This is a genomic window from Ruminococcus flavefaciens 007c (assembly GCF_000571935.1).
In the GTDB taxonomy this organism is placed as follows: Bacteria; Bacillota; Clostridia; order Oscillospirales; family Ruminococcaceae; genus Ruminococcus; species Ruminococcus flavefaciens_F.
Map to the genome: position 1 here is coordinate 1 of NZ_ATAX01000025.1, position 26,094 is coordinate 26,094.

The 26,094-nt window shown below is 40.7% G+C and carries 22 protein-coding genes and 1 tRNA gene; 8 read left to right on the forward strand and 15 right to left on the reverse strand.

Annotated elements, in window-relative coordinates:
- Positions 1–27: 27 nt before the first annotated feature.
- Positions 28–103 (reverse strand) — tRNA-Pro (locus tag RF007C_RS08855).
- A 241-nt stretch (positions 104–344) separates the two neighbouring features.
- On the opposite strand from RF007C_RS08855, the gene RF007C_RS08860 reads away from it, so the two are divergent.
- The 8 genes from RF007C_RS08860 (at position 345) to RF007C_RS08895 (ending at position 6,811) form a co-directional block, all read left to right on the forward strand.
- Positions 345–620: a hypothetical protein gene (locus RF007C_RS08860; protein ID WP_037299217.1), complete on the forward strand. Its 276-nt coding sequence runs from the start codon at positions 345–347 to the stop codon at positions 618–620.
- Between the two features lie 5 nt (positions 621–625).
- Positions 626–904, forward strand: coding sequence for a hypothetical protein (locus RF007C_RS08865; RefSeq protein WP_019678736.1), 279 nt, complete (start codon positions 626–628; stop codon positions 902–904).
- A gap of 8 nt (positions 905–912) precedes the next feature.
- A complete protein-coding gene (locus RF007C_RS08870; protein ID WP_037299219.1) occupies positions 913–1,890 on the forward strand; it encodes a dockerin type I domain-containing protein in 978 nt (325 codons plus the stop codon).
- A gap of 142 nt (positions 1,891–2,032) precedes the next feature.
- On the forward strand, positions 2,033–3,289 hold the full coding sequence (glyA, locus tag RF007C_RS08875) for a serine hydroxymethyltransferase (protein ID WP_037299221.1): 1,257 nt from the start codon (positions 2,033–2,035) through the stop codon (positions 3,287–3,289).
- A gap of 58 nt (positions 3,290–3,347) precedes the next feature.
- Entirely contained in the window at positions 3,348–3,668 is a 321-nt protein-coding gene (locus tag RF007C_RS08880; protein ID WP_037299223.1) for a hypothetical protein, read from the forward strand.
- 40 nt (positions 3,669–3,708) lie between these two features.
- Positions 3,709–4,983: a replication-associated recombination protein A gene (locus tag RF007C_RS08885; protein WP_037299225.1), complete on the forward strand. Its 1,275-nt coding sequence runs from the start codon at positions 3,709–3,711 to the stop codon at positions 4,981–4,983.
- A gap of 170 nt (positions 4,984–5,153) precedes the next feature.
- Positions 5,154–5,597: an ACT domain-containing protein gene (locus RF007C_RS08890; protein ID WP_019678741.1), complete on the forward strand. Its 444-nt coding sequence runs from the start codon at positions 5,154–5,156 to the stop codon at positions 5,595–5,597.
- Positions 5,598–5,617: 20 nt separating this feature from the next.
- Entirely contained in the window at positions 5,618–6,811 is a 1,194-nt protein-coding gene (locus tag RF007C_RS08895; RefSeq protein ID WP_037299227.1) for a homoserine dehydrogenase, read from the forward strand.
- Between the two features lie 46 nt (positions 6,812–6,857).
- Here RF007C_RS08895 and RF007C_RS08900 read toward each other — a convergent pair whose 3' ends face one another.
- From RF007C_RS08900 to RF007C_RS08965, 14 genes are all read right to left on the reverse strand, one after another.
- On the reverse strand, positions 6,858–7,415 hold the full coding sequence (locus RF007C_RS08900; RefSeq protein ID WP_037299229.1) for an HD domain-containing protein: 558 nt from the start codon (positions 7,413–7,415) through the stop codon (positions 6,858–6,860).
- Between the two features lie 60 nt (positions 7,416–7,475).
- Entirely contained in the window at positions 7,476–9,014 is a 1,539-nt protein-coding gene (locus RF007C_RS08905; RefSeq protein WP_037299231.1) for an asparagine synthetase B family protein, read from the reverse strand.
- A 26-nt stretch (positions 9,015–9,040) separates the two neighbouring features.
- Complete coding sequence (locus tag RF007C_RS08910; RefSeq protein ID WP_037299233.1) at positions 9,041–10,033, reverse strand: NAD(P)H-dependent glycerol-3-phosphate dehydrogenase; 993 nt, start codon at positions 10,031–10,033, stop codon at positions 9,041–9,043.
- Between the two features lie 29 nt (positions 10,034–10,062).
- On the reverse strand, positions 10,063–10,737 hold the full coding sequence (plsY, locus tag RF007C_RS08915) for a glycerol-3-phosphate 1-O-acyltransferase PlsY (RefSeq protein ID WP_037299235.1): 675 nt from the start codon (positions 10,735–10,737) through the stop codon (positions 10,063–10,065).
- Positions 10,737–12,065, reverse strand: a complete 1,329-nt coding sequence (der, locus tag RF007C_RS08920) for a ribosome biogenesis GTPase Der (RefSeq protein WP_019678747.1) — start codon at positions 12,063–12,065, stop codon at positions 10,737–10,739. Before der ends, plsY begins: the two co-directional genes overlap by 1 nt.
- A 66-nt stretch (positions 12,066–12,131) precedes the next feature.
- Positions 12,132–13,433, reverse strand: a complete 1,302-nt coding sequence (locus tag RF007C_RS08925; protein ID WP_037299236.1) for a radical SAM protein — start codon at positions 13,431–13,433, stop codon at positions 12,132–12,134.
- 74 nt (positions 13,434–13,507) lie between these two features.
- Positions 13,508–13,693 (reverse strand): 50S ribosomal protein L32, encoded by a 186-nt coding sequence (rpmF, locus tag RF007C_RS08930; RefSeq protein WP_019678749.1) that lies wholly within the window; start codon positions 13,691–13,693, stop codon positions 13,508–13,510.
- A gap of 34 nt (positions 13,694–13,727) precedes the next feature.
- Positions 13,728–14,177 (reverse strand): YceD family protein, encoded by a 450-nt coding sequence (locus RF007C_RS08935; protein WP_019678750.1) that lies wholly within the window; start codon positions 14,175–14,177, stop codon positions 13,728–13,730.
- Positions 14,178–14,272: 95 nt separating this feature from the next.
- Entirely contained in the window at positions 14,273–14,680 is a 408-nt protein-coding gene (locus RF007C_RS08940; protein ID WP_037299237.1) for a hypothetical protein, read from the reverse strand.
- 70 nt (positions 14,681–14,750) lie between these two features.
- Complete coding sequence (locus RF007C_RS08945; RefSeq protein WP_037299238.1) at positions 14,751–16,085, reverse strand: glucose-6-phosphate isomerase; 1,335 nt, start codon at positions 16,083–16,085, stop codon at positions 14,751–14,753.
- 135 nt (positions 16,086–16,220) lie between these two features.
- Positions 16,221–17,360, reverse strand: coding sequence for a D-alanyl-D-alanine carboxypeptidase family protein (locus RF007C_RS08950; RefSeq protein WP_037299239.1), 1,140 nt, complete (start codon positions 17,358–17,360; stop codon positions 16,221–16,223).
- Between the two features lie 146 nt (positions 17,361–17,506).
- Entirely contained in the window at positions 17,507–18,478 is a 972-nt protein-coding gene (locus tag RF007C_RS16495) for a M15 family metallopeptidase (RefSeq protein WP_051456605.1), read from the reverse strand.
- Positions 18,479–19,065: 587 nt separating this feature from the next.
- Positions 19,066–22,719 carry a helicase-exonuclease AddAB subunit AddA gene (gene addA, locus RF007C_RS08960; protein ID WP_037299240.1) on the reverse strand — a complete coding sequence of 1,218 codons (3,654 nt, stop codon included), beginning with the start codon at positions 22,717–22,719 and terminating at the stop codon, positions 19,066–19,068.
- Positions 22,716–26,054, reverse strand: a complete 3,339-nt coding sequence (locus RF007C_RS08965) for a PD-(D/E)XK nuclease family protein (protein ID WP_037299241.1) — start codon at positions 26,052–26,054, stop codon at positions 22,716–22,718. The genes addA and RF007C_RS08965 overlap by 4 nt, the downstream gene beginning before the upstream one ends.
- Between the last annotated feature and the right edge of the window lie 40 nt (positions 26,055–26,094).

Genomic DNA, 26,094 nt, shown 5'->3' on the forward strand with positions numbered 1-26,094 from the left:
GATTTTTGGGGTAATGCTGATTGCATCTGGTCTGAGTGACGGGACTTGAACCCACGGCCTCTACCACCCCAAGGTAGCGCGCTACCAACTGCGCCACACCCAGACGAATTGTTTACCGCAATCAACGATATATATTATATCACTATAATTCCGGTTTGTCAACCCTTTTTCAAAAAAAATTTTAGATTATTTCAAAAAAGTTGCTGTTTGCCTGTTTTACAGCTTTTTTATATTCTCAACATCTATATTCCCTGTGAAGTTTGTTCATTCTTTCTGCCATAATTAATAATTGTTGCTTTTTCTGATCATATGTGGTATAATACTATTCAAAAGGAGCTGATATTATGCCCTCTGTTTTAAAAAAGATCTCATCTCTTACAGCAGTTTGGCTTTTTATACATTCTTCCCTTTTTATCTCATTAACAACAGCCTATGCTGCGGGAGACGGTGAAAAAAGCTCTGGTATTTCCAAAGCCGTCTTTATTTTAATAATGATAGCTGTTTTTATTGTTTCAACTGTTATCACGGGATTTATGACTTATAAATCCCGTATCAAAAAAATCAAAAACTTGTCTGAAGAATCATCAGCTGAGAAAACGGAACAAATGGACAGGAGCTGAATCATATGGATATTGATCTTTATATCGACTTCATATACCACGGCTTTTACAGACTTGATGACATTGAAGAAAGATTTGATGAATATGAGGCCATGGCTGAAGACGCAGCAAAAGATCTGAACGATGATGAAGTTATCCTTTTTGCCATTTATGCCTTTGATGAAGATACACAGCGTTTCATATATGCAAATTTTATGCTGAAACGCCTAAAACTCGACCATTACGCACGTGTGTGCGAAAGGCTCTCAAAATTTTGCAGATTATTCTGTATCGGAAACGGTTAGGTGAATATATGATTATTAAAAAAATTACTGCTTCTGCTTCAGCTGTTGCGCTTTTATCTGTTGCAACGATTGCAGCAGTTTCAGCAGCTTCTGGAAATATTTCTGATAGCAATATTGTTTCGGACAAGGCAAATACCGAAACTACCTCCAAAACTGCATCTACATCTTCTTCCGGAGAAGACTCTTCACAACCTGTCACGACCGAACCAACTACTTTAAGGACATATCATATCACTTTTCTTGATTTTGACTCAAAGCCTCTTAAAGTTCTTGAGATCGAGGAAGGTGATCCCATAGATTATACCGCAGTTGATACAAAATCTCTTCATAAGCATATAGATACACATACAGAACAGGAATTCGTAGCATGGGACATAAAGCCTGATTTTGCAGATGCAGATTATACTATCCATGCTCTTTCAAAAACCGCTTCAATATACTTTACTCAAAAATCTCCCGAAAAAACAAGATATTTTTCTACAAAAGGAAATGTTTCTTTAAAAGGAATACAGGCTTCCATAAAAATGTCAGTACAAACCCCTCAGAAGGATAAAGACGGAAAATACATTACAGAAGACAGCGTAGTTGATATTTCAGAGAGCTGTTTAGCAACCCCCTCCTCTCTGAAAGAGGCTTTTTCCAAGAGCGACAAGGCTACAATAACGGTTTATCCCGCAGGCGATCAGAAGCCCATAGGCACATTCGAAATTGTTTGCTTCCGTGATCTCGGAGATGTTGATCAAAATGGCATGATCGATTCCACAGATGCATCACAAGTCCTTAATACCTACGCGAGAATGGCAGCTTCCGCTAACTATGCTCCGGAAGCTGATTTCAAAAAGCGTGCCGATGTGAATATGGATAATAAACTGGACGCTCGCGATGCATCACATATACTGAAGTATTATGCAGTTTCATCTACAGCTTCCGATCCCATCGACTGGGAATATTTCTTTGACTTTGACAAAATACACAATGAAAAGTGACTGTTTCCCCTGCATTTGCAGGGGATTTTTTTCTTGAAAATAACTTTTTTTCTTTTTCCTATTGAAATTGATTGATTTTTAATGTATAATTATAAAGTAATGCATTTGCGCAAATTCACTAATTTTTAAAGGAGTGCTAACAATGTACAACGATCTTATGGATTCAATCGGTTTCGTAAGCAGCTATGATCCGGCTGTAGGTGCAGCTATGGGCAAGGAGCTTGCTCGTCAGCAGAGGAACCTCGAGCTCATCGCAAGCGAAAACATCGTATCGCCTGCTGTTATGGCTGCTATGGGAAGCGTTCTTACAAATAAGTATGCTGAGGGTTATCCCGGAAAGCGTTACTACGGCGGCTGCCAGTGTGTAGACGAAGTTGAAGCTATCGCTATCGAGAGAGCCTGCAAGCTTTTCGGTGCAAAGTATGCAAACGTTCAGCCTCACTCAGGCGCACAGGCAAATACAGCTGCTTATTTTGCAGTTCTTCAGCCAGGTGATACAGTTCTTGGTATGAGCCTTGCAGATGGTGGTCACCTTACACACGGTTCACCTGTAAACCTTTCAGGTAAATACTTCAACTTTGTTTCATACGGTCTTGACGATGAAACTGAGATGATAAACTATGATACAGTTCAGGCTCTTGCAAACGAGCACAAGCCCAAGCTCATCGTTGCAGGTGCAAGCGCATATCCAAGAGCTATCGACTTCAAGAAGCTTCGTGAGATCGCTGATTCAGTAGGAGCTCTCCTCATGGTAGATATGGCACATATCGCAGGTCTTGTTGCAGCCGGCTGCCACGAGTCACCTGTTCCCTATGCTGATATTACAACAACTACTACACATAAAACTCTCCGCGGACCAAGAGGCGGTCTTATTCTCACAAATGACGAGGCTCTCGCAAAAAAGATCAACTCTGCTATCTTCCCCGGTACACAGGGCGGTCCTCTTATGCACACTATCGCTGCTAAGGCTGTATGTTTCGGAGAAGCTCTCAAGCCTGAATTCAAGGACTATCAGCAGAGAATAGTCAAGAACGCTAAGGCTCTTGCTGACGGTCTCGTAAAGAGAGGCTTCAATCTCGTATCTGGCGGTACTGACAATCACCTCATGCTCGTTGATCTCCGTCCCTTCAATATCACAGGTAAGGAGCTTGAGCACAGACTTGACGAGGTTTACATCACAGTAAACAAAAACGCTATCCACAACGATCCTGAGAAGCCATTCGTAACAAGTGGTATTCGTATCGGTACACCTGCTGTTACAACAAGAGGACTCGGCGTCGAGGAAATGGAAAAGATCGCTGAGTACATCTACCTCTGCGCTACTGATTTCGAGAATAAGGCTGACGAGATCCGTGCAGGTGTAAACGCAATCTGCGAGAAGTTCCCGCTTTACAAGTAATCAATAATCATCAAGGGACGGACAGCCTGTCCGTCCCTTTGTTTTTTGGGAGGATAATATGGGATATTCTAAATTAGTTCGCAAATTAGAGAAGATAATTGCTCAAAACTGTTATAATACTAAGTTTGAAGGTGGAAAATTCTACCGTTATCCTGTACATTATAAAAAAAATGGTACACACTATATTGCAAAAGGAATTGCAGACGTACCTTATGAATCAATAAAAACGATGTATTATGAGTTTGGAACTAATAGATTATATATAGGAAATGCACTTCTTGAAATAATAAGCTTTTTAGAAGAAGCTTTTGGCGTATATTTAGATCCAGATAGTTTTGATGATGCTTATTGGGAGGATATGGAAGAAGATTTTAAATAATTTTAATTATAAAATACTATATATCGAAAGGAGAACTGCCATGTCCGCACCGTTAGCTGATAAAATACGTCCGAAAACTCTTGCCGATGTGGTCGGTCAGGAGCATATCCTCGCAGAGGACAAGCCTCTCCGCCGCATAATCGAAAGCGGAACTGTTCCCAATATGATATTCTACGGTCCCTCGGGCGTGGGCAAGACCACTGTTGCACGTATCATCGCCGAAAACTGTGGAATGTCACTGTACAAGCTCAACGGCACTAACGCTTCCCTGTCCGATATCAAGGACGTTGTTGCAGATATCGGCACCTTCGGCAGTGAGAACGGTATTCTGCTATATCTTGACGAGATACAGTATCTCAACAAGAAGCAGCAGCAAAGTCTTCTTGAATACATTGAAAACGGTGATATAACGCTTATCGCTTCAACTACGGAGAATCCTTATTTTGCAGTATACAATGCCGTTATAAGCCGTAGCACAGTATTTGAGTTCAAGCCTGTTACCGCCGAACAGCTGAAACCGGCTATAAAACGCGCCTTAAAAATTATGTCCGAGGAAAACGGCTATAAAGTTGCGGCGTCGGATGAAATAGTAGAAAAAATTGCTTACAGCTGCGGCGGCGACGTCCGCAAAGCTATGAATACTGCCGAGCTTGCTGTTATCTGCGGCGAAGCATCTGACGGCATGGTGACTATAACAAATGATTCCCTTGAAGTTCTTGCTCAGCGCAGCAATATGCGCTATGACCGCGATGGCGACCAGCATTATGACATACTGTCGGCGTTCCATAAGTCTGTACGCGGTTCGGACGAAAATGCAGCTCTCCATTATGCTGCACGTCTTATTGCAGCAGGCGACATAATTTCTCTTTGCAGACGTATGCTTTGCATAGCTTCTGAGGACGTAGGTCTCGCCTATCCTATGGCTGTACCCATAGTAAAAGCCTGTGTGGACTCAGCCTTGCAGCTTGGACTTCCCGAGGCAAAGCTACCTATTGCAGAAGCTATAATACTTATGGCAACTGCTCCTAAGTCAAACAGTGCCTGTATGGCTATTGATGCGGCTTTGGAGGATATAAAAAGCTGTGATGCTCTTGATTTTCCACGCCACTTGCAGAATGTTCACTTTGATGGCAAAGGAGCAAAAGTCGTAGGACAGCATTATCTCTATCCCCACGATTTCCCGAATCATTACGTAAAGCAGCAATACCTTCCGGACGCATTAAAGAACCGTATTTATTATCATTTCGGAGAAAACAAACAGGAACAGTCGGCATATTTATACAGACAAAAACTATTAAATGAATTAGATAAATAAAGCTCTGCAAATTATTGCAGAGCTTTTTAGCAATATCAATAGTTTTCGCCTGTAATCCTTCAATTTTTTAGTCTTGACAAAATTATAAAAAAATGTTATAGTAATTATGTAGAGTACAATTGTTCATCACTGGCGGACGATTTTTACAAAAATTCAAAAGGTGATTTACTATGGATACAAAATCACAGCTGATTGTTGCCGATGCAAGAATACTTCCGGAAGTCTTCACGAAAGTTCTGGAAGTAAAAAAATTAATGGCTCAGAAAGGCGAAAAAAGCTTTGCTTCAGCCTGCAAACGTATCGGTATTTCACGAAGCGCTTATTATAAGTACAAGGACAGCGTGTTCTCCTATGAGGAGCTCTTTAACAGAAAGATCGTAAATATCTATCTGCTTCTCAGCGACAGTCCTGGAATTCTTTCAAGTGCTCTCGTTTTTCTTCATAACCTGAATGCTAATATTTTGACCGTGAATCAGAGTATCCCCGTAGACGGTGCTGCCGCTGTCAATATTTCACTCAGGCTTACCGGCGAGTATGATTCTGAACTTGCCGCATTAAATTCAATTACTGAACTCGACGGCGTTTTAGAGGTCAAGATCCTTTCAGCCGAGTAGTTTACGGAGGTTTTCTTTTTATGTCAGTTAAATTTGCAGTTTTAGGTCATGGTGTAGTTGGTTCGGGCGTTGTTGAGCTTTTCTATAAGAACAAGAAAAGCATTGAAAAACACGCCGGAAACGAAATGGATATCAAGTATATCCTTGATCTGAGAGATTTCCCGGATTCACCTTACAAAGATAAATTCACAAAGAACTTTGACGATATCCTCAATGATGATGAAGTCGTTTCTGTTGCAGAATGTTTGGGCGGTGTTGAACCTGCTTACACATATGTTAAAGCCTGCCTCGAAAAAGGCAAGAGCGTTTCAACTTCAAATAAGGAGCTCGTTGCTGAAAAAGGTGATATTCTCTTAAAAACAGCAAAAGAAAATAACTGCAATTTCTTTTTTGAAGCAAGTGTCGGCGGAGCTATTCCGATAATCAGACCTCTCCACCGTTGTCTCGCTGCAAATGATATTACAAAAGTTGCAGGTATTCTTAATGGTACAACAAACTTTATACTCACAAAAATGTATAATGATAATATGCCTTTTGATGAAGCTCTTAAGCTTGCTCAGCAGCTCGGATACGCAGAAAAGGATCCGACAGCTGACATTGAAGGTCATGATGCCTGCCGCAAGATATGTATTATTTCTTCACTTGTATTCGGTAAGCACGTATATCCCAAGAGCGTATTCACAAAGGGTATAAAGGATATCCAGCTTTGTGACGTTGAAGCTTCTGATGTTCTCGGATATTCCATAAAGCTCATTGCATCCGTTGTTAAACTCGAAAACGGAAAGATACTCCCCTCTGTTATGCCTACACTTGTTTCGTATGACAGTGTAATGGCAGGAGTCAATGATGTATTCAATGCAGTTCTTGTATACGGTGACGGTATCGACCAGGCTATGTTCTATGGCAGAGGTGCCGGAAAGCTTCCTACTGCAAGTGCTGTGCTTGGTGACGTTATAGAGGCTGTAAAACATCGTGTAACTGTATTCTCTCAGTCATGGGAACCCGCTGCTGATGACTCATTTATTGAAAAAATCGAGAATTTCAAGTCAAAATGGTATTTCAGATTGCCTGGCGGTTCGGCAATTGAAGGCGTTGAAGTTTACAATAATGATAATGGACTTTCATATATCACTTCTGAAGAATTAACTTTTGCAGAGGCTGAAGCTAAAGCCAAGGAATGCAGTGCTCTTGCATATCTTCCTGTTCTTGAATAAAAAAGTATCCCCGGAACTGTTTTATCACTATGGTTCCGGGGATGTTTTATGCTTCTGTTTTATCAATCGTATCCTTCAATATCTCTTTCCTGAGATCTGTAAGCCAGTCTGAAAAAGCTACCGTATCAAAAGCGTATGTCTTATTCAGTTCAAATTCATTTTCAGACCAGGTATCAACAGGAGATTCGTTATGCTGAATGAGAGCTTCAAGCTTATCTAAAGCTTTGTATATCTTCGATTCTGTTGTTTGCTGGGCGTTCATCTCTGCATATAGATTAAAGATCTCGTTTCTTATCTCGGAAGGAAGAGTATTTATCCAGTCATAAAACAATTTATCTTCTTTCTCTCTATCCTCGGTTGTTTTTGAAAAAGTCGGTATATCTCCTGTAAAGCATTCTCCAAGATCGTGTATAAGGCACATTTCCATTACTTTATTCATATCTGCTTCTGGAAACTCATTCTTTAGCAGAAACGCCATAAGTGCCACACGCCAGCTATGCTCGGCCACACTTTCCTGGCGCCTCTTTGTTGTCGTACAGTGCCTCACAGTATCCTTCAATCTCTCTGCAATATGAAGTATATTGAGAAATTCCCTTGTTTGCATTAATTTCCTCCTCAAAAATCACAGCACCTTCAGCTATTTAAGCCAAAGGTGCTTTTTCTGTTATCTCTTTACAAAATACTCCTCATACCATACAAGGAATGTATAAATCGTCCATACCTTGCGCCAGTTATCGGAGTTGCCGCCTATATAGTCCTTATATATAGCGTTTATCTCGTCGATATTAAAGAACTGTGCAGCCATATCACTGTTGAACTTATCACGTACATCTGCGTTGTAGCGCTCGTCGGCAAGCCATATTCTTACGGGAACTATAAAGCCCAGCTTCTTTCTGAAGGCTATCTCCTCAGGAAGAACCTTTGCAGCTGCTGTTCTGAAGGCTACCTTGTTCTGCTCCTCGTTCACCTTATACTTTGAAGGCATACGTGAAGCGATGTCGAAAATTCTTCTGTCTGTGAGAGGCATACGTATCTCAAGACCACAGGCAGTGCTCATCTTGTCTACATTGAGGTAAATATCTCCCTCAAGCCATATCTGTATATCAACATCTGACATCTTAGTGAGTGGATCAAGTCCCTCTGTCTCATCGTAGATGTACTTTACAAGGTTTATAGGAAGCACATTTGGATCATAGTGCTTGAGTATCTTCTGCTTTTCCTCTTCCTTCATGATGTTGGTATTGCCCACATAGAAGGTCTTGAGGTTATCGCCGTAACGCTCGGCATTGCGGTACATATTATAGCCGCCGAAGAACTCGTCAGCGCCCTCGCCTGAGTAGCAGAGCTTTGTATGCTCGGCAGTTGCTTTGCAGCCGAGAGTAAACACGATAGCAGAAGCATCACCCAGAGGCTGCTCCATATTGTACATTACGAAAGGAACTATGTCAAAGAAATCCTTTGGCTGTATATTGGCAACGCTGTGCTCAACATTCAGAAGCTCCGCAGTCTTGGCAGCAACACGGGATTCATCGAAACGCTCCTCGTCGTATCCGCAGGAATCTGCTCTCTTTGCGTCGGACATTGCCAGAACATAAGAGGAGTCAACACCGCCCGAGAGAAACGACTCCGCAACTTCATCATCGTCCTTGACCTCGGGGAAGATATTGGTCAGTGTAGTGTGTATCTCATCAGCCCAGTCCTCAAGTGACTTGCTCTCGTCGGGCTTGAATGTGGGAGTCCAGTAGCGCTCAACTGTGAGCTTTCCGTTCTCAAACTCCAGCCAGTGGCCTGGCATGAGCTTCATTACGCCCTTGAAGAATGTATCCTCACCTGCAACATAGGTAAGTGTCATATATATCTGGAGCATATCCACATTGAGCTCCTTGACAAAACCGTCCTGATCAATTATTTTGCTGATATTTGTTCCGCAGAGAAGTCTGTTGTCGGAAGTAATATAATAATAGAAAGGCTTTGTTCCAAACTGGTCTCTCAGGCAGAAATACTTGTCTTTATCGGAATCATAGAGTGCAAATGCAAACATACCGTAGAAATGGTCTGCCATTTCCCTGCCCCATTTTTCATATGCCTTGACGATGATAGCCTTCTCACGCTCCTCACGTGAAAGAGTATTGTCAATGCCAAGCTCGTAGCACAGACCTCTCCAGTTTCTGATATGACCTCTGTAATCGCAGATATTTATCAATTTAATTCACCTCGTAATAGTGTTGCTTATATTTCTTCATAGTTCTGCGGACGATTCATCAGAGCGCCAAGTGCAAGTCTGACATCTCCGCCATTGAAAAGCACGTGATTGAGCTGTTCTGTTATGGGCATTTCAACTCCAAGACGTCTTGATAGATCATATGCAGCCTTACAGCAGAAATAACCTTCAACAGTTCCGACTCTCTCAACAGCTTCCTCGGGAGAAACTCCCTGACCGATAAGTATACCTGCTCGTCTGTTACGGCTGTGCATACTTGTACAAGTAACGATTAGATCTCCTATTCCGGTAAGTCCACTGAAGGTTATAGGATCAGCGCCGCAGGCTTTTCCGAGCCTTGCAATCTCATGTATACCGCGAGTCATAAGTGCTGCTTTGGTATTATCTCCGTAACCAAGACCGTCGCATATACCGACACAGAGTGCTATGATATTCTTAAGCGCTCCTCCTATTTCGCAGCCTTTTACATCATCGTTGAGATATATTCTCATAAAGTTATTGCCAAATTCACGCTGAACGTATTCAGCAGCATCGTGATTTTCAGAGGCTGCAACAACAGTTGTAGGGACACATCTTGCTACTTCTTCAGCATGAGAAGGACCTGAGAGAACAACCATTTTTTGAGTAGGAATCTCCTCGCGTATGACCTCACTGAGAGTTTTAAGACTACCTTCTTCAAGGCCCTTTCCTGTATTAACTATGACCATATGATCATCAACATATGGAGCTGCAAGTTTAGCCACATCACGAACGAATGATGACGGAATGCCGAAAACAAGCATATCACAGCCCTTGACACATGATATATCACTGGTCATTGCAATACTTTCCGAGACAGGAACGCCCGGGAGCTTCTGAACGTGCTCTCCATGAGAACGTATATCGTCGATCTCAGACTGAAATTTTGACCATACAGTAACATCATGTTTGCCGCAGTGTTCTGCCATTATAGCAAGACTAAGGCCGAAACCTCCTGAACCGAGTATAACTATTTTAGCCATAAGAAATCACTCCTTCCGCATAATACGTGTCAATTCATATCTATGGTATGGAAAGAGAATTTATTCTCATTTCCATCTATTAACCTCTGAATATTGGAACGATGCATCCAGATAACCATTGCGGCCATAGGAAGCGACAGAATCATATACAGAAAGCTTCGGCCAAATGTATAACCGTCTATAAGCCATGACATAAGAAGAGTTGCCAGCGGACAATAGGCAGTTGATATTATCGAAGCAAGTGAAACATATTTTGAAAGTGCAAGCATAACTACAAAAATAGCAAGCAGGGCAAGGAAGACCTTGAAATCAACTGCAAGAAACGAAGCTGCACCTACAAGAACGCCTTTTCCGCCCTTAAAACCGTAATAAATAGGGAAAACATGACCAATAATCGCAAAAAAGCCTGCAATATATCCTATATAATGAGTGTCATTTCCCGGCATCAAGCCTGCATGAAGCAGATGACATAATCCCCTTGCAAGAGCAACAGCGATTATGCCTTTAGAAAGATCACCGAGCAAAGTCAAAAGAGCGCAGCTCTTTCCCGCACATCTGAGTGTATTTGTAAGCCCTGCATTTTTACTGCCCATATCACGAATATCTCTTCCGGTCATCATTCTGACAACAATTATCGAGAAATTTAGACTGCCAAGAAAATATCCAAGTCCTGCCGCAGCAATAATAGAAAGGAACAGTTTCATTATTTATCATTGCCTCCCCTCTCGCGCACTATGAATCTCACAGGAGTACCTTCCAGTCCAAATGTTGAACGGATCTGATTTTCAATATATCTCCTGTAAGAAAAATGGAACAAGTCTGCTCTGTTGACAAAAGTAACAAATGTCGGAGGCTTTGTAGAAGGCTGCGTCATATAATAAATCTTCAGTCTTCTGCCCTTATCAGAGGGAGGCTGAACTCTTGTTGTAGCATATGCAAGCACATCATTAAGCATACCTGTAGAAATTCTCATGCTGTTTTGCTCATAGGTATACTTGATAAGCTCATAGAGCTTATTTATGCGCTGACCGGTCTTAGCAGAAATAAACACAAACGGAACATATGACATAAAACTGAAATCATTTTCCAGCTTTGTTCTGTATTCCTGCATAGTCTTATCATCTTTTTCGATAAGATCCCACTTATTGACAGCTACAACACAAGCTTTTCCCTGCTCGTGAGCATAACCTGCTACCTTAGAATCCTGCTCTGTAAAGCCTTCGGAAGCATCGAGCATAATAACACATACATCAGCACGGTCAACAGCCATATAAGCTCTCAAAACACTGTAATGCTCGACTTTTTCCGTTACTTTTGACTTTTTACGTATTCCTGCCGTATCAATAAATACAAATTTTCCGAATTCGTTTTCGATAACAGTATCTGTTGAATCACGTGTAGTACCTGCAATATCAGATACAATAACACGTTCCTCTCCGGCAATTTTGTTTATAAGTGAAGATTTACCCGCATTAGGCTTACCTATAACAGCTACCTTGATATGATCCTCATCATATTCGGTCTCCTTGCAGTCAGGCAGACTTTCATAAACCTTATCAAGCATATCGCCCGTACCATGACCATGTACCGAAGAAATAGGATAAGGATCGCCCAATCCGAGATTATAAAACTCATAAAGCTCCATCGGAGGCTCACCGAGATTATCAACCTTATTAACAGCGAGAACTATAGGTTTACCGCTCTTCAGAAGCATCTGAGCTACCGCATAATCATCTGCTGTAACTCCGCAGCGAATATCGGTAACAAAAACGATAACATCTGCTTTTTCGATGGCGAGTTCGGATTGCCTTCTCATCTGAGCAAGGATAACATCATTGCTGTCAGGCTCAATACCGCCTGTATCGACCACCATAAACTCTTTACCACGCCATTCACATTTAGAATATATACGATCGCGTGTTACGCCCGGAGTATCCTCAACTATTGACAGACGCTGACCGATCAGTTTGTTAAAAAGTGTGGATTTACCTACATTAGGCCTTCCTACAACTGCAACGATAGGTAATGACATTTCCCACACTCCTTTCTATAAAGAGGGATTTATCAGTTTTTTATTATTTCACCCGATATCTACCTTTTACCATGTTACTCCCATAATAGCATCAAGGAGCTCATATCCATCGCTTTGGGTAGATTTTATCTTAACATTCAGAACTTTTTCTACTTCAGGAACTGTTATATCATCAAGAAAAACATCTGAATCACGTCTGAGCATAGCAGCTGAAATGAGCAGTTCTGTACCAAGATCCTGATCCTTAAGCTGAGCTATCAGATCCTGAGCTGTTATCAATCCTGTAACAGTAATGGTTTCACCAAAAAAATCATTTCTTATACGGTAAACATTGCATTTTAGCTCGGGAAAACGTTCTTCAGCCTGTTTTGCAAGATAGCTGATAGTATTATAAGGCGAATATCCAGTAGCGATGGAAATATGTCTTTCCCCGCCTTCCCACTCTGCCATATCGAGTGCTTTTTCAAACTCATCTATCAGAGAGCGAAGCATCCCAACTCCGTTCTCATACTGAGAAAAGTCTTCATAAGCTTCCATAGGCGGAAGTTCACGTTCAGCAATAAGATAAAACTCATCAGACGGAAAAACAGTTCTTGTACCGAATTTTTCGAGGAACACCTGCTGGAATTCTTCGATAATATCAATAGTTTCGCCTGCTGTTTTCTTATTAAAGCTGGTAAGCGGATATAGTCCTTCCCTGAATTTGGTAAGACCAACAGGAACAACAGCCATACTCGTGATGTTTGGCATTAATGTGCCGAGGTCTGTAAGAGATCTTCTCAGCTCGTCGCCGTCATTCAGTCCCGGACAGCAAACGATCTGACAGTTCAGTTTGATGCCGCTTTCCGCAAGCTGCCAGATGTATTTCAGCTTTTCGCCCGCAAAGCGATTATGCATCATTTTGACTCTAAGTTCAGGATTTGTTGTATGAACAGAAACATTTATATTAAGTTTCATCTCTATAATGCGGTCGACATCTTCCTGTTTCATGTTTGTAAGAGTAACATAATTACCCTGAAGGAAAGAAAGTCTGGCATCATCGTCCTTAAAGTAGAGAGTTTCTCTCATGCCCGGAGGCATCTGATCAATAAAGCAGAAAACGCATTTGTTACTGCATGACTGCTTGTTGTCCATAAGAAACGTCTCAAATTCCAGACCGAGATCGTCATATTCATCCTTACTGATTTTTATAGTCAACGGAACTCCGTCCCGTTTTATTTCAAGTTCAATTTCAGTATCTGCAGCATAATACATATAGTCCAGGACATCTTTTATGCCATGACCGTTTATTTTAACGAGAATATCGTCTTTCTTTACTCCATGCCTGTCCGATGGAGAGCCATGCATAACGCTGTTGATCTTAACCATAACATTACTCCAAACACTTAAAAAGGAGAGAAGGATCTCTCCTCCTCTCCTTCTCTTTTATCGGATCAAGCCGATTATTCAGCGTCGATCTTAAGGACCTCAACGCCCTTATAGAATCCGCAGTTTTTGCAAACCTTGTGCGGAGCCTTATATGCGCCGCAGTTATCACACTTGGACATTGCGGGTGCTTCAAGCTTCCATACTGCAGAACGTCTCTTATCACGTCTTGCCTTGGAAGTTTTTCTCTTCGGTACAGCCATTCTGGCACCTCCTTACAGAGCTTCACAGCTCAGATTAATTAAGATGATCACACTGAGATTCATTCAGATCACATCCGCAAACCATACATAAGCCCTTGCAATCGTCCTTGCATAGAACCTTGGTAGGCAGACTCAGAAGCATATCTGTCAGCGCGATTTCATTCAATTCAATGCTCTCACCGTCAGCAACAATATAATCATCATTATCGCTGTTGCTTACGGAAGGAACAACAATATGCTCGAAGCTAAGGTCGTATGATCTTGAAAACTCCTTAAGGCATCTGTCACATACATGACATATCTCAAACGAAGCCTTATAATCAAGATATACAACTCCGGCCCTGTTATAGAGCCTGCCTTCAAGACTTACAGGAGAAATAAAAGCATAACCTTTGATACCTTCAAGCTCGTCCAAGCCGATCTCACAGGCAAAAGATTTTGATTCTCCAACGATATCAAATATCTGTTTTAAATTGATTTTCATATCATAATCCTTCAGAGCACTATAAAATATATTATACACCAGATGACAAGATATGTCAATAGTCAGGCGTAATAATTTTCATTTTTCTCGCAGAATTACTTGATAAACTGCTTTACACTCTCAGGAAGCTCGGAATCATCAGCAGAAACTGTGAATACGATAGTAGCCTCATCGCCTGTAAGCTTGTCAAGCTTCTCGAAAAGTGCGCCGAGAGCATCATAATCACGGCCAACTATCTTGAGAATGCCGTCAACAAAAACATCCTTTATATCATAGTTTCCGGCAAGCATACCTGCAACGAAGCCGTAGAATGCCTCAGCACCCTCGATAGCAAAGCTCTCTGTATCGCACCATCTTACTCTGAAGCTAATAGAACGTCTGATGTTATCACCTTTTTCGATACAAACGAGATTGCCGTTTGTTGATCTTACAGCATCGTTGATCTGATCGATGAGTATCTTAGTTTTTCCTGTACCCTTTTTACCAGTAATAAGTTTAATCATAATTTACTCCTTCCGTGCCTTGCGGCATTTGTAACGTATTATATTTTGTATTGTGAGCCAAGTACAGCTATCAGCCGAGCTTAGCTTCAAGAGCAGCCTTTGCGCCCTCATATCCGGGCTTGCCAAGAAGCGCGAACATATTTGACTTGTAGCTTTCAACACCAGGCTGGTTGAAAGGATTAACTCCAAGGACATAGCCTGAAATAGCACAAGCCTTCTCGAAGAAGTAGATCATGTAACCTACATTTTCCTCAGTAGTATCGTCAAGTTCAAGGATAATATTAGGAACTCCGCCCTCAGTATGTGCGAGAACTGTTCCTTCAAAAGCCTTCCTGTTAACAACAGACATATTCTGGTTTGTAAGGAAGTTAAGTCCGTCAAGATTCTCAGCATCCGGCTCAAGGAAAAGGTCTGTCTTGGGCTTCTTTATATCAACAACTGTTTCAAAAAGGATTCTTGCACCGTCCTGGATATACTGTCCCATTGAGTGAAGATCCGTAGAGAAAACAGCAGCTGACGGGAATATTCCCTTGTTATCCTTTCCTTCGCTCTCTCCAAAGAGCTGCTTGTACCACTCAGACATCATTACAAAGCTGGGGTCATAAGAAACAAGCATTTCAACAGACTTGCCTTTTCTGTAAAGAATATTTCGAAGTGCAGCATACTTATAGCAGTCATTATTATCAAAATCAGCTTCAAAATCAGCCTGTGCCTTAGCAGCTCCCTTCATAAGAGCATCTATATCACAGCCTGCAACTGCGATTGGAAGAAGACCAACAGCTGTAAGAACAGAGAAACGTCCTCCTACATCATCAGGGATAACAAAGGTCTCATATCCCTCAGCGTCAGAGAGATTCTTAAGGGTTCCTCTCGCCTTGTCTGTTGTAGCAAAAATACGGTTCTTAGCTTCTTCCTTGCCGTATTTATCCTCAACCATCTTCTTGAAGATACGGAAAGCAAGAGCGGGCTCTGTTGTAGTACCTGACTTAGAAATAACATTTACAGAAAAGTCCTTGCCGTCGCAAAGTGAAATGATCTCATTAAGATAAGCAGGATTGATACTATTGCCGACATAATAGATATCGGGGGTATCCTTTTTTATGTTATTATAAAGGGGCGACTTAAGAAGCTCGATAGCAGCTCTCGCGCCAAGATATGAACCGCCTATACCAATAACAATAAGAATATCGGAATTAGCCTTTATTCTCTCGGCTGCAGCCTTGATACGTGCAAATTCTTCCTTATCGTAGGCAGTGGGAAGCTCTACCCAACCTAAAAAGTCATTGCCAAGACCATTCTTGCTGTGAAGTGACTGTGCAGCAGCTTCGACCTGAGCCTTGATACCAGCAATTTCGTCCTCGTTGACGAAATCCTTCAAGTATTTGGTGTTGAGTTTCAAAGACATTAGAATTTACCTCCAATATGTATGACAAGCCATACAAATATAATTTACCATCTTTATGATACTATATTTTCGGATTTTTTTCAAGTCCCTTTACGTAACATTTTCAACATTTGTATATTTGCTACTATTTCAACATTATTTTTCTGTAAGTTTCGTCAAGAGTCTATAAAAAGCATATCGCAAGGAAAGAACGCTAACATCGCATTCTGCTACTATTTCAGTTTCAAACGCAAGTGTATCTTCATTGTAAAATGAGGCTGTTCCGACGGCCTGACCTTTTCTGACCGGTGCAGCTATATATTCAGGTATAATGACTCTTGTTCTTAACCCTTGTGTATTATTTGACACGACAGCGTTTTTCTGAATTTTCGCACGGATTATCACAGCAGGATCAGTTCCGTTCACGACCTTTAAAGGCGCCATCATTTCATCAGGAAACATCGAAGGAATCACTTTATAATCTCTGAAGCTCATTTTCAGCTCTTTTTTTACATACTTAAACATTTCCTCCTTATCTTCATTTCCGAGGACAACGCTAATAAATACTGTCCCCTCTTCATCTTTACCGCCTTCAGCAATACAGTTTCGAGATACATCTGAACTGCATACCTTAAAGCCAATATGCTGCGAAAAAGAATTTGAAAGAGTATTTTCGTTCACAAGCTCAACCGAATCATTCTTCACAAAATCTCTCCATATCCTGAAGTACGGCTCAAGAAAGCCATATTTTGTCAGCTCGGAACATATTACTGCCACATCATAAGCTGTAGAATACTCATTTGGTGAATAATAACCGTAGGGAGAAACAAATTTTGAATTTCTCAAACCAATATCAAAGGCTTTGGCATTCATATCCATTACAAAATTCTCAACACTTCCGGATGATCTTTCTGCCAGCACCGTCATAGCATCATTTGCATTTCCGACAATGATACTTTTCAGAAGCTCGTCGACAGTCAGTTTATCACCGCTTTCAAGCCAGATGACAGCGCCTTTTGTATTCGTAACATTGTCAGAAGCGGTTATTTCGTCAGTAAGATTGTATTTTCCGTTTGAAATATCGTCCGCTATGACAAGTATGCTCATAAGCTTTGACAGGTATCCAACATTCAGGTGTGTATCAATGTTTTTCTGCCCGATCACTGTATGAGTTTTAGCTTCCATCAGAATATATGCCTTGCCATCAATCTCTTCTTTTTCACCTGCACCAATAAAAAAAAGCGAACAAACAAGCGCAAATATTGTCAATACAGCACTTAAAGCCAGATATTTCATTCAAATCACCTCATGTAATTATATGCCCTTAAAAAACAACAAATGAAACACCATAACAATAATATTATAAAAACAAAAGTCCGAAAGCATTGGTTTTTACCAGCTTTCGGACTTTTGCCCGGAATAATTCCGTTTTTATTTTCGGATCATACTTTATGAACGGTGATAATAAAAGAATCTCTGTTATCACCTGAAATCTCATAATTACCTGAAACAGGAACTCTTGTAGTAAATGTATCTTCTGTTCCGGTTACAGCATATACCTGATATGAGGAACCGTTGAACGCAAAAGAATACGGCTCTTCAAAAGTATACTGCTCAAGGAACTCAACATATTCCTCAAGGCACATATTTTTATTAGCCATAATAGCAGCATGGTTCTCTCCTACATATCTGAGATGCCATGGACAGTAATCATTGCCTGTCTGCTGCTTCTTGCCTTCGGGATATCTTACGATAAAGCCATACTTCCAACAATTCTCAACAATCCATCCTTCTGCATCATATCCGTCATATGTAAGAACAGAACCATATGCGTTCAGAGCAAGATCAACACAATAGCCGTTTTTTGACTCTGGAAAAGCCTTCGGGCAGAAAGAATCCTCGCCTGTATATGTATCAGTTGTTCCGTATACTATAAAATCAGCCAGAGAAGTGGCATTTGCATAATCCTCCATCATACGATCGAGTGCATCTGCGGCCTTTTTATTCAGATAGACCTTTTCATCCACAAGGCTGTAAAATTCATTTTTCTCGTCAGCGAGATTTACCATTGGCCCCTGATTTTTTCCGTTTGCAGGAGAAGATTCCGTATAGATAGCAAGAATTCCGTCCGAAACGTCCTTCTTTGAAAGTTCATATTCGGAATAACCGAGATACTCAACTCCCGCAAAAGCAGTTGTACATTCATCCGATGTGCTAAAAGCAAGACTGTTGCCTGTGGAAGCTTCTGTCTGATCTTCGGAATTGCGAAAATCTCCTTTTATAGTAAGATTATAAGGCTGCTGTGTAGCGAGACTCCTTCTAAGGGTGTCAGCGCCAAAAAGAGTGCTGACGATCAAACCCATAGCAAGGAGAACGCGCCCCACTCTGAGCTTGTTTTTCTTTGTCTCCTTCATTATACATATCCTCCGATATTTTTTGTTCTACATTTTATATCTTTTAATTTATATCTTATCGGGCTCTATTTTTCTGTTATCCCCGACCAAATTCTCTATTCTTTGAATAATAAACAAAAAACAGATCGATAACTCAGGCTTTTTTATTTTTCTAAGGCTTGTCCGTCTAAAAAACAAAAAAGCACTGCTGTTTCCAATGATTGTTCTCTGATTGTTCGGCGATCCGTCATACGACGCTATGCGATCAGCAAAATATGAACCCGCAGATACTGTACGCCCGCATATGCTCATATTATTCGTACTAAAACAGCCGATAAATATTAGAACCAAAGGAAAACTGCTGTGCCTGTATTTTTATTTATATGGCATTAATTTCTTGTTTCCTTCTTTTGTTCATTCTACACTTTTTATATTATATATCTCTGTATATTTTATTATAATACAAATTCCATTTATTGTCAACAAAATTTTCGAAATACACTTATTTCTACGTATTGCACAAACGAGGTTGAAAATATTATCCTGTTATAACAAAATGCACTGTTGAAATTAATTTCAAAAAATAAGGAAGGCATCTGCCTTCCCTATCAAATAACTATCATTATATACTTTTTCAGCTCAAATGAGTACAATAAAGCCTCTTTGACTTTTTTTCCTGTCGTCAGCTCAACAGCAGCTTTATATAGCTTTAGCTGCATAGAATAACGTTCTTTAAGCTGGTTCAATGTAATACCTCTGTCGGATTTATAATCCACAATAACTATACCATCTTTTTCTTCAAACATCAGATCTATGATTCCTTTAATCATTCCGTCCGAATGTTTGAGCTTTTCAAGGCTTTCGTCCTCAATTTCAAGATCTGAGACAGCTACCATAAACTTTTTCTCTCTTGTATACGATATCGCCTCTTTGATTCTTGCATAAAGTTCACCCTTAAAGAACGCGCTAACATTCTCTTTGTCTACAGAATCGGCCTCTGCACGACTTATATATCCTTTTTTTACAACCTCCTCTATCTCTCCCGAAACATCAGAGATCGCTCTTTCAAAATCACAGTACTGAAAAAAGGTATGTATTGCTGTTCCGCGTTCCGCTCCTGTAAGCTTTCCAGTATCTTTGGATTTGAATCTCGGGCGTTTTAATCTGAAATCAAAAAACTCATCTTTTTCTTTAAGTTTTTTTGTGATCTGTGTGACGCTCAGCTTTGCAGGAGTTTCGGATAACGTTCTGTCATAATGAAATGAAATAATATCGTTCATTCTATCGATAAGTGCATCATCAGGTTCAGACTCCTCAACACTTTCTTCCACAGCTTCTTCCATACATACATTCTTTGCATATGCCGCAGTAAACTGTTTCTGAACAGACACATCCCCTGAAAATGATATATTGGTTACGTCCAGACCAATGCGTTCAGCAATGTTTTTAAAATCAGGATGATTGATAATGCTTGTCCAGAGCCAGTCGGAAAAGCTCTTAGCTCCATTTACGGCTTCATTGACATTACCATTATGCAATATTATGCTTTCTATTATGGAATTGACACGTTTCAATGCCTTTTCACCGCATTTAAGATTGATAAAAAGCTTTTGTCTGGCTCTTGTGAGTCCTACATAAAGCAGCCTCATTTCTTCGCTTCGCGTATCGGCTTCCTCTTCGGAAGTAAGCATTATATGCTGAAATGTCTTGTATTTTCTGTAAAGCACCGGATCATACAGTATATAGCCTATTCTTCCGTCTGCACTGCACACAACGGTGTTCGACTCGGATCTGAACTTAGTTGAAGTCTCTGCAATAAATACGAACGGATATTCAAGTCCTTTTGAACGGTGAAAAGTCTGAACAGAAACATAGTCTCCGGCCGCAGATGATACCTTTCCTTGAGCATAATCACCGTTTTCTATAACTCTGTCAATATGACGAAGGAATCCGTTTAAGCCGCCTGAACCGTCAAAAGCTGCCGAATTCTCAAAATTCTGGGCATATTGTATCAATGCTCTGAGATTAGCGCGTTTCTGATCTCCGTCATTATAAAGCTGCATAACAGAAATAAAGTCCGTAGTATCATATATCTCGCCTATAAGCTCACCAATAGTCATAGTTACCGAATCAAGTCTGAAACGATCCAGCGAATCAAGAAAATCCATGCATCTCTCTCGCAGAAACATATCGGTATATTCAGGATATTCACCATCGGCAAATCCGCGGATTATCGGAAAAAGAGGCTTTTTATTGTCCAGAGATTTTATTATAGCCACATCAGATATACTAAACATATACATAGGTGATGTCATTACGGCGGCCATCGGAATATCCTGCAAAGGATTACTGATGATCCTGAGAAGATCAATAAGAACAGCTATTTCTCTTGATTTCAGATAACCTGTCTCTTCATTTCCCTTTGCCGGTATTCCTACTCTGTTGAGCTCATCAGCGTATATATTTATATATGCGTTTTTTCTGACAAGTATACAAAAATCAGAAGGTCTGCATGGTCTTACCTCACCGTTTTTATCCGTAACAGGAGCTCCTTCGCTTAGGAGTTCAGCGATTCTTGATGCAGTATATACCGCCTCGTGATTAATCACGGCAGTTGTTTCCTGTTCCTCTTCTTTTTCATCCGGATCTTCATTTATAAACGCTATCTCTGTAACTCTGTCATCCTGATTTCCTGCTGTAAACTGCTGAGCACCAAAATACAGCATTTCGTCAGCCGTATAATCAATATCACCGCATTTTTCCGACATTATCTGCGAAAAGACATAATTAACAAAATCTATTATCTGCGGAGAACTTCGGAAATTCATATTTAGAGTTATAGCCTGATTTTTATTTTTGCTGTCTTTCATATACGGTACAGAATTGTGAAGCGTATTTATAAAATTTTTGGGATTTGCAAGCCTGAAGCGATAAATAGACTGTTTTGCATCTCCAACAAGAAAAACATTGTCACCATAAAGTGCTTCTCCGGCCTGGTTTGTTTTGTAATTCTTAGAAATAAGTTTAAAAATAATATCCTGTTTATTATTTGAGTCCTGATACTCGTCTATCATAATTATATCATAGTACTCAGAGATCTTTCTTGCAATCTCTGACTGAATGATATTCCCGCTTGAGTCCTCATCTGCAAGGAGTTCAAGCGCTATTCGTTCGCCGTCATCAAAACTGAGCGCATTTTTTTCACATTTCTTCTCCCATACGAACTCTTCAAACTTTTTAAGCATCTCCGCCAATATCACTGTGACCTCTCCGCTTTCACGATAATCGCTCTCAACAGAGATCATGCTTTCCATGGCTTTAACAGCCTTTTTCTTAATTATATCACGTTTTTTCTTGTATATTTCCCTGAGAGCCTTATCATGCACAGCTTTTCCTACTCTTACAAGATCCGAAAAAGTACTGTACTGTTCTGCTTCTGCGTTATCATTGAACCTTCTGCTTTGGAATATAGCCAGCAACGAGCTTATTTTGTCATAATCCTCCTCGGCCTGAGCATAGGATTTTACAGCTTTTTCATCAGACATATCCGGAAATATCCTGCTTATCATGCCGATATTATCATCGGCTATCTGCTGAGCTTCTTCAAGATCATTTATGACAGAATCAAATAACCCCGCATAGTATGCCGAATCCTTAAAATCACTGCTATACATATCTGCAGCGCGTTTAAGCCATTTATCCCTGAAAGGTACAGAAGCAAGAAAACTATCTGCACGCTCTATAACATCAATAAGCCTTTTTTCGTCCTTAATACAAAAACGGTCATACATAAACGAGATCTTATCATATTCATTCTCGCTGTAATAGTTTATAAGCTCATCCATAGCTTTGACTTTAAGGACCTTATTATCGGTATCATCAAGAACACTGAATCCCGATGTGATACCATTATCAGGGATATTATCCCTGATAAGATCAAAACAGAAAGAGTTTATGGTTGAAATTTTTGCGCTCTGAAGTAATATCTGCTGCTTCAGAAGATGTCTGTCATCAGGCTTTTCATTTATAAGGAGTCTAAGCTTGCTGTCAAGACGATTCTTTAGTTCGGCTGCCGCATCATTTGTAAATGTTACGACAACTATCCTGTCTGCTCTTACCCCTGAACTGCTGTCAGCTATGAGCTGAACAAGCCTCTCTGTAAGCACCGCTGTTTTACCGCTTCCTGCCGCTGCGGAGACTATAAGTGATGTATCTCTCGCATCTATAGCATCCTGCTGCTGTTTTGTCCAGCTCACGATCATTCCTCCTTTTCCTGATAATACTTCATTCCCAATATAGAAGCTGCTTCGGCAACAGCATCCATATCAGCAGTTCTCTGATTAGTAAGTTCAGAGTTATCGCATATATTGATATAATCGCAGTAGGTACAAGGAACCTTTCCTTCAAGCACAAGCGGAGAGGCTTCTGCGTCACCATCCAGAAGAGAATCTGCCATAGCGATTAGTTTGCTGTACGAATAATTTCTGAGGAGCGTCATTCCCTCCGAAGAAATACAATCCGAGTTTTTGTCCGGGGCGCCGTTTTTATCAAGCTTTACGGGAATAAACTCACCGCGTACATCGCGTTCCATAGCCTTCAGAATGTCAATATCACCAAGGACAATACCACTTGTACGAAGTGATGAAGTTAACGCACCGCTGTTCTTAGACACAATTTTATAAGAATCAAGGCGGATGTCTGAAATACGTACGGGAGAATAAAGCACTCCTGCAGGCTCATAGCCCTCATAAAGCCCCCCCTTGTCCGTAGAAGCAAACAAATAAAGTAGCATCTGCATATTGATACCGCAGGCCAGTGTTTCGGGAGTTATATTCTTACGGCTGCTTTTATAGTCTATAATACGCAGATAATCTCTGTCATCTATCCTGCATATATCTGCTCTGTCAACTATTCCGCCAAAGCTGAGCTGTTCACCGCTGCCAAAAGGCAGAACAACATTATGTGATTCCCTGAGATCAAGTTCAAAATCATGGGGTACAAAATCCGAAACCATTAAGGCCTGCTGCGTATACATAAAGACCTCAGACATTCTTTCGGTAAGCTTATTGAATATGAGCTCAAATCTTGCATCCTTTCCGAAATCTCCTGCAAGAGCCGTATTGCGGTATTCTTCAGCACAGCTGCCTATAGCATCTTTGACCTCTTCATAAGACATATTCACGAATTCCGACTTAGACCGCGAACCCAAGATACCAAAAAAGCACCTGTGAGTAAGTTCACCTGCTATCCTTGCATCAAGCTCAACTTTTTCGTTCACATGAAGTCTCAGGCACTTATCGCAGAAATACTTGAAATGGCAAAGATTATACTCCTCAAGGCATGTGGAAGAAAGTCTCAGAGGTTCAAAATTCTGAAGCTTCCTCATTATATCCTTATCGATATGATAATCATGTTTCATATTGCTTCTGCTGATAACATAGGAAAGACGTCTTCGGTATTCTGGTCTGTCCATAAGAAGCTTCTTTATAGAGACGACCTCAACCGATCCGTTGCTTCTCTCCTGCATATAATGATAAAAAGCGGAATGAAGTGTAACCGAATAAAAATCCACAGAAATATCTTCATCTGTCTTGCGCAGACTATTATCTCTAAACATTCCAATTATCCTGTCAACTATCTGTGCAGGATACTTAGCCTGACCGCTGAGATCAGAAAGAGGATATGAAATAAAAAGCCTATGGGAAGCGGCAGACAAAGCCTTATACACTACAAGTCTTTCGGAAGCTATAAGTTCTGCAATAGGTGTCGATAACTCTATACCGTTTTCTGCAAGCTTTGAACGGTCAGCGTCTGAAAACAAGCCGTGAACGCTTATCTGATTCGGGAAATTTCCGTCATTTGCTCCCATAATAAAAACTATTTTTGGTGAATCGAGTCTTGCCATTCTGGCAGAAGCAGCTGTAACCGCATCAAGAGTCTGAGGAGGAACGGAATACTGTATCTGACCTATCATAGAGCGGATTATTCTCGAAAATTCCGCAAAATCAATTTCTTTTTCGCCAAGGGTCTCGTATATACTGTCAAGTATGTCAATAAGGCATCCCCACATACGCTTTATCTCGGCAGCCTCATAGTCCTTGTTTTCGTCAATTAGTTTTCCCATGAGAACTGCTGTATTTCGTTCTGCGCCACATTCAGCAAGATGATCGTACAGCATAGAGCATATGCCTGAGGCGGTTTTATTGCGCTTTATTTTCCTTTTTAGCTTTAAAAGAGGATCAATAATACAGCTTCTTATCTTTTCAAGCTTTTCAAGCTCATTATCCTCGGCTGTAAAAGACTCGTTCCACATATCACCGTCAACGCCCCATTTATAGCAATAGTTCTCCAGAAGAGACGTTTCGGTAAGATCAATATCAAGCAGACCGCTTTTTATCATTCTGAATATCTGCTCCGAACGGAATTTTCTGCTTCCGAGTATATCCAGAAGTGTAGTAAAGAAAACCATTACAGCTGTATGACCTACAGATTTTTCAATGCTGAGGAAAAACGGTATATCATAACGCTTGAAGGCTGCTTTCAAAACATCGGAATAGGAAGCGATATCATTTGAAATAATGGCAATATCCCGATATTTAAGCTCTTTGTCTTCGTATATAAGGTGCTTTATTGCTGCACATACATATTCAGCCTCACTGTACATATCTCTCGCTTCAAAAATACGAACATTACAAGCGCAAGGAGCGCTCTGAGGAGCAGGAGCTGTGTTTTTCAGTACATATCTGCTTATATATTCAAGATCAGGACTTCTGAAACGGTGGTTTTCACCGCATACGGTCATTCTGGTCTCCTTGCCAAGTTCATGGCATATATTCATTATTTTTCTGTAAGTATCATTTACAGTTTCAAAAAGCGTATACTTGCCTGCATTTACGTCATCGGTTCTGAGAGTTATGCAGACATTTTCAGCATATGCGATCATAACCTTAATCATTTCATACTGATCGGCAGTAAAGCTCTCAAACTCGTCAAGAAAAACTGTCTTTCCGCAAAAATACCTGTTCAGATTAGCTGCTTTAGCAGCTTCACGGATATTATCAAGCTCATCTTTAAAGCCGTATTCCTCCATAAAGCGCTGATATTCAACGTATATCGCCGCAAGATCATTTGTCTTTTCTCTCAGTCTTTTATCGAGGAGCTGTGTTTTCTGCAATAATACAGAAGGATCTATGCCGCCACGCTTCATATCACGTATGAGTTTCATGATATCCTCTGCAAAACCATTCTGACGGCTCTGCTTCCGCAAACTGCTTACCGCTTCAGGACGTGAAAGAGCCGATGTTACAGCCTGGTATATGATTATCATTTTTGCCATATTATCGGCAAATCCGCCGCTGCGTCCCGGATCACCGTAAAGCTGGAAAAGCTGTCTTGCCAAAGCAGTAAAGCTCAGCGAGAAAAGCTCGTTGAAGTTTTCAGCTCCGAGATAGAAATACAGCTTTTTATCAAAATCCTGTGAAAACTGCTCGGGAACAAGGATACAAAGCTTCTCAGCCTGAGAACAGCATTCTTTTATTCTTCCGAACATGCAGGTGGTCTTGCCGTTTCCGGCAGGGCCTGTAATAAATTCTATCATACTAACTCCTGTAATATAAAATACGCATACCGATCTTTAC

What these genes read in the sequence shown, in the direction of transcription:
- RF007C_RS08860 (WP_037299217.1), top strand. Translation starts at nt 345, where the DNA reads ATGCCCTCTGTTTTAAAAAAGATCTCATCTCTTACAGCAGTTTGGCTT.
- RF007C_RS08865 (WP_019678736.1), top strand. Translation starts at nt 626, where the DNA reads ATGGATATTGATCTTTATATCGACTTCATATACCACGGCTTTTACAGA.
- RF007C_RS08870 (WP_037299219.1), top strand. Translation starts at nt 913, where the DNA reads ATGATTATTAAAAAAATTACTGCTTCTGCTTCAGCTGTTGCGCTTTTA.
- glyA (WP_037299221.1), top strand. Translation starts at nt 2,033, where the DNA reads ATGTACAACGATCTTATGGATTCAATCGGTTTCGTAAGCAGCTATGAT.
- RF007C_RS08880 (WP_037299223.1), top strand. Translation starts at nt 3,348, where the DNA reads ATGGGATATTCTAAATTAGTTCGCAAATTAGAGAAGATAATTGCTCAA.
- RF007C_RS08885 (WP_037299225.1), top strand. Translation starts at nt 3,709, where the DNA reads ATGTCCGCACCGTTAGCTGATAAAATACGTCCGAAAACTCTTGCCGAT.
- RF007C_RS08890 (WP_019678741.1), top strand. Translation starts at nt 5,154, where the DNA reads ATGGATACAAAATCACAGCTGATTGTTGCCGATGCAAGAATACTTCCG.
- RF007C_RS08895 (WP_037299227.1), top strand. Translation starts at nt 5,618, where the DNA reads ATGTCAGTTAAATTTGCAGTTTTAGGTCATGGTGTAGTTGGTTCGGGC.
- RF007C_RS08900 (WP_037299229.1), bottom strand. Translation starts at nt 7,415, where the DNA reads ATGCAAACAAGGGAATTTCTCAATATACTTCATATTGCAGAGAGATTG.
- RF007C_RS08910 (WP_037299233.1), bottom strand. Translation starts at nt 10,033, where the DNA reads ATGGCTAAAATAGTTATACTCGGTTCAGGAGGTTTCGGCCTTAGTCTT.
- plsY (WP_037299235.1), bottom strand. Translation starts at nt 10,737, where the DNA reads ATGAAACTGTTCCTTTCTATTATTGCTGCGGCAGGACTTGGATATTTT.
- der (WP_019678747.1), bottom strand. Translation starts at nt 12,065, where the DNA reads ATGTCATTACCTATCGTTGCAGTTGTAGGAAGGCCTAATGTAGGTAAA.
- RF007C_RS08925 (WP_037299236.1), bottom strand. Translation starts at nt 13,433, where the DNA reads ATGGTTAAGATCAACAGCGTTATGCATGGCTCTCCATCGGACAGGCAT.
- rpmF (WP_019678749.1), bottom strand. Translation starts at nt 13,693, where the DNA reads ATGGCTGTACCGAAGAGAAAAACTTCCAAGGCAAGACGTGATAAGAGA.
- RF007C_RS08935 (WP_019678750.1), bottom strand. Translation starts at nt 14,177, where the DNA reads ATGAAAATCAATTTAAAACAGATATTTGATATCGTTGGAGAATCAAAA.
- RF007C_RS08940 (WP_037299237.1), bottom strand. Translation starts at nt 14,680, where the DNA reads ATGATTAAACTTATTACTGGTAAAAAGGGTACAGGAAAAACTAAGATA.
- RF007C_RS08945 (WP_037299238.1), bottom strand. Translation starts at nt 16,085, where the DNA reads ATGTCTTTGAAACTCAACACCAAATACTTGAAGGATTTCGTCAACGAG.
- RF007C_RS08950 (WP_037299239.1), bottom strand. Translation starts at nt 17,360, where the DNA reads ATGAAATATCTGGCTTTAAGTGCTGTATTGACAATATTTGCGCTTGTT.
- RF007C_RS16495 (WP_051456605.1), bottom strand. Translation starts at nt 18,478, where the DNA reads ATGAAGGAGACAAAGAAAAACAAGCTCAGAGTGGGGCGCGTTCTCCTT.
- addA (WP_037299240.1), bottom strand. Translation starts at nt 22,719, where the DNA reads ATGATCGTGAGCTGGACAAAACAGCAGCAGGATGCTATAGATGCGAGA.
- RF007C_RS08965 (WP_037299241.1), bottom strand. Translation starts at nt 26,054, where the DNA reads ATGATAGAATTTATTACAGGCCCTGCCGGAAACGGCAAGACCACCTGC.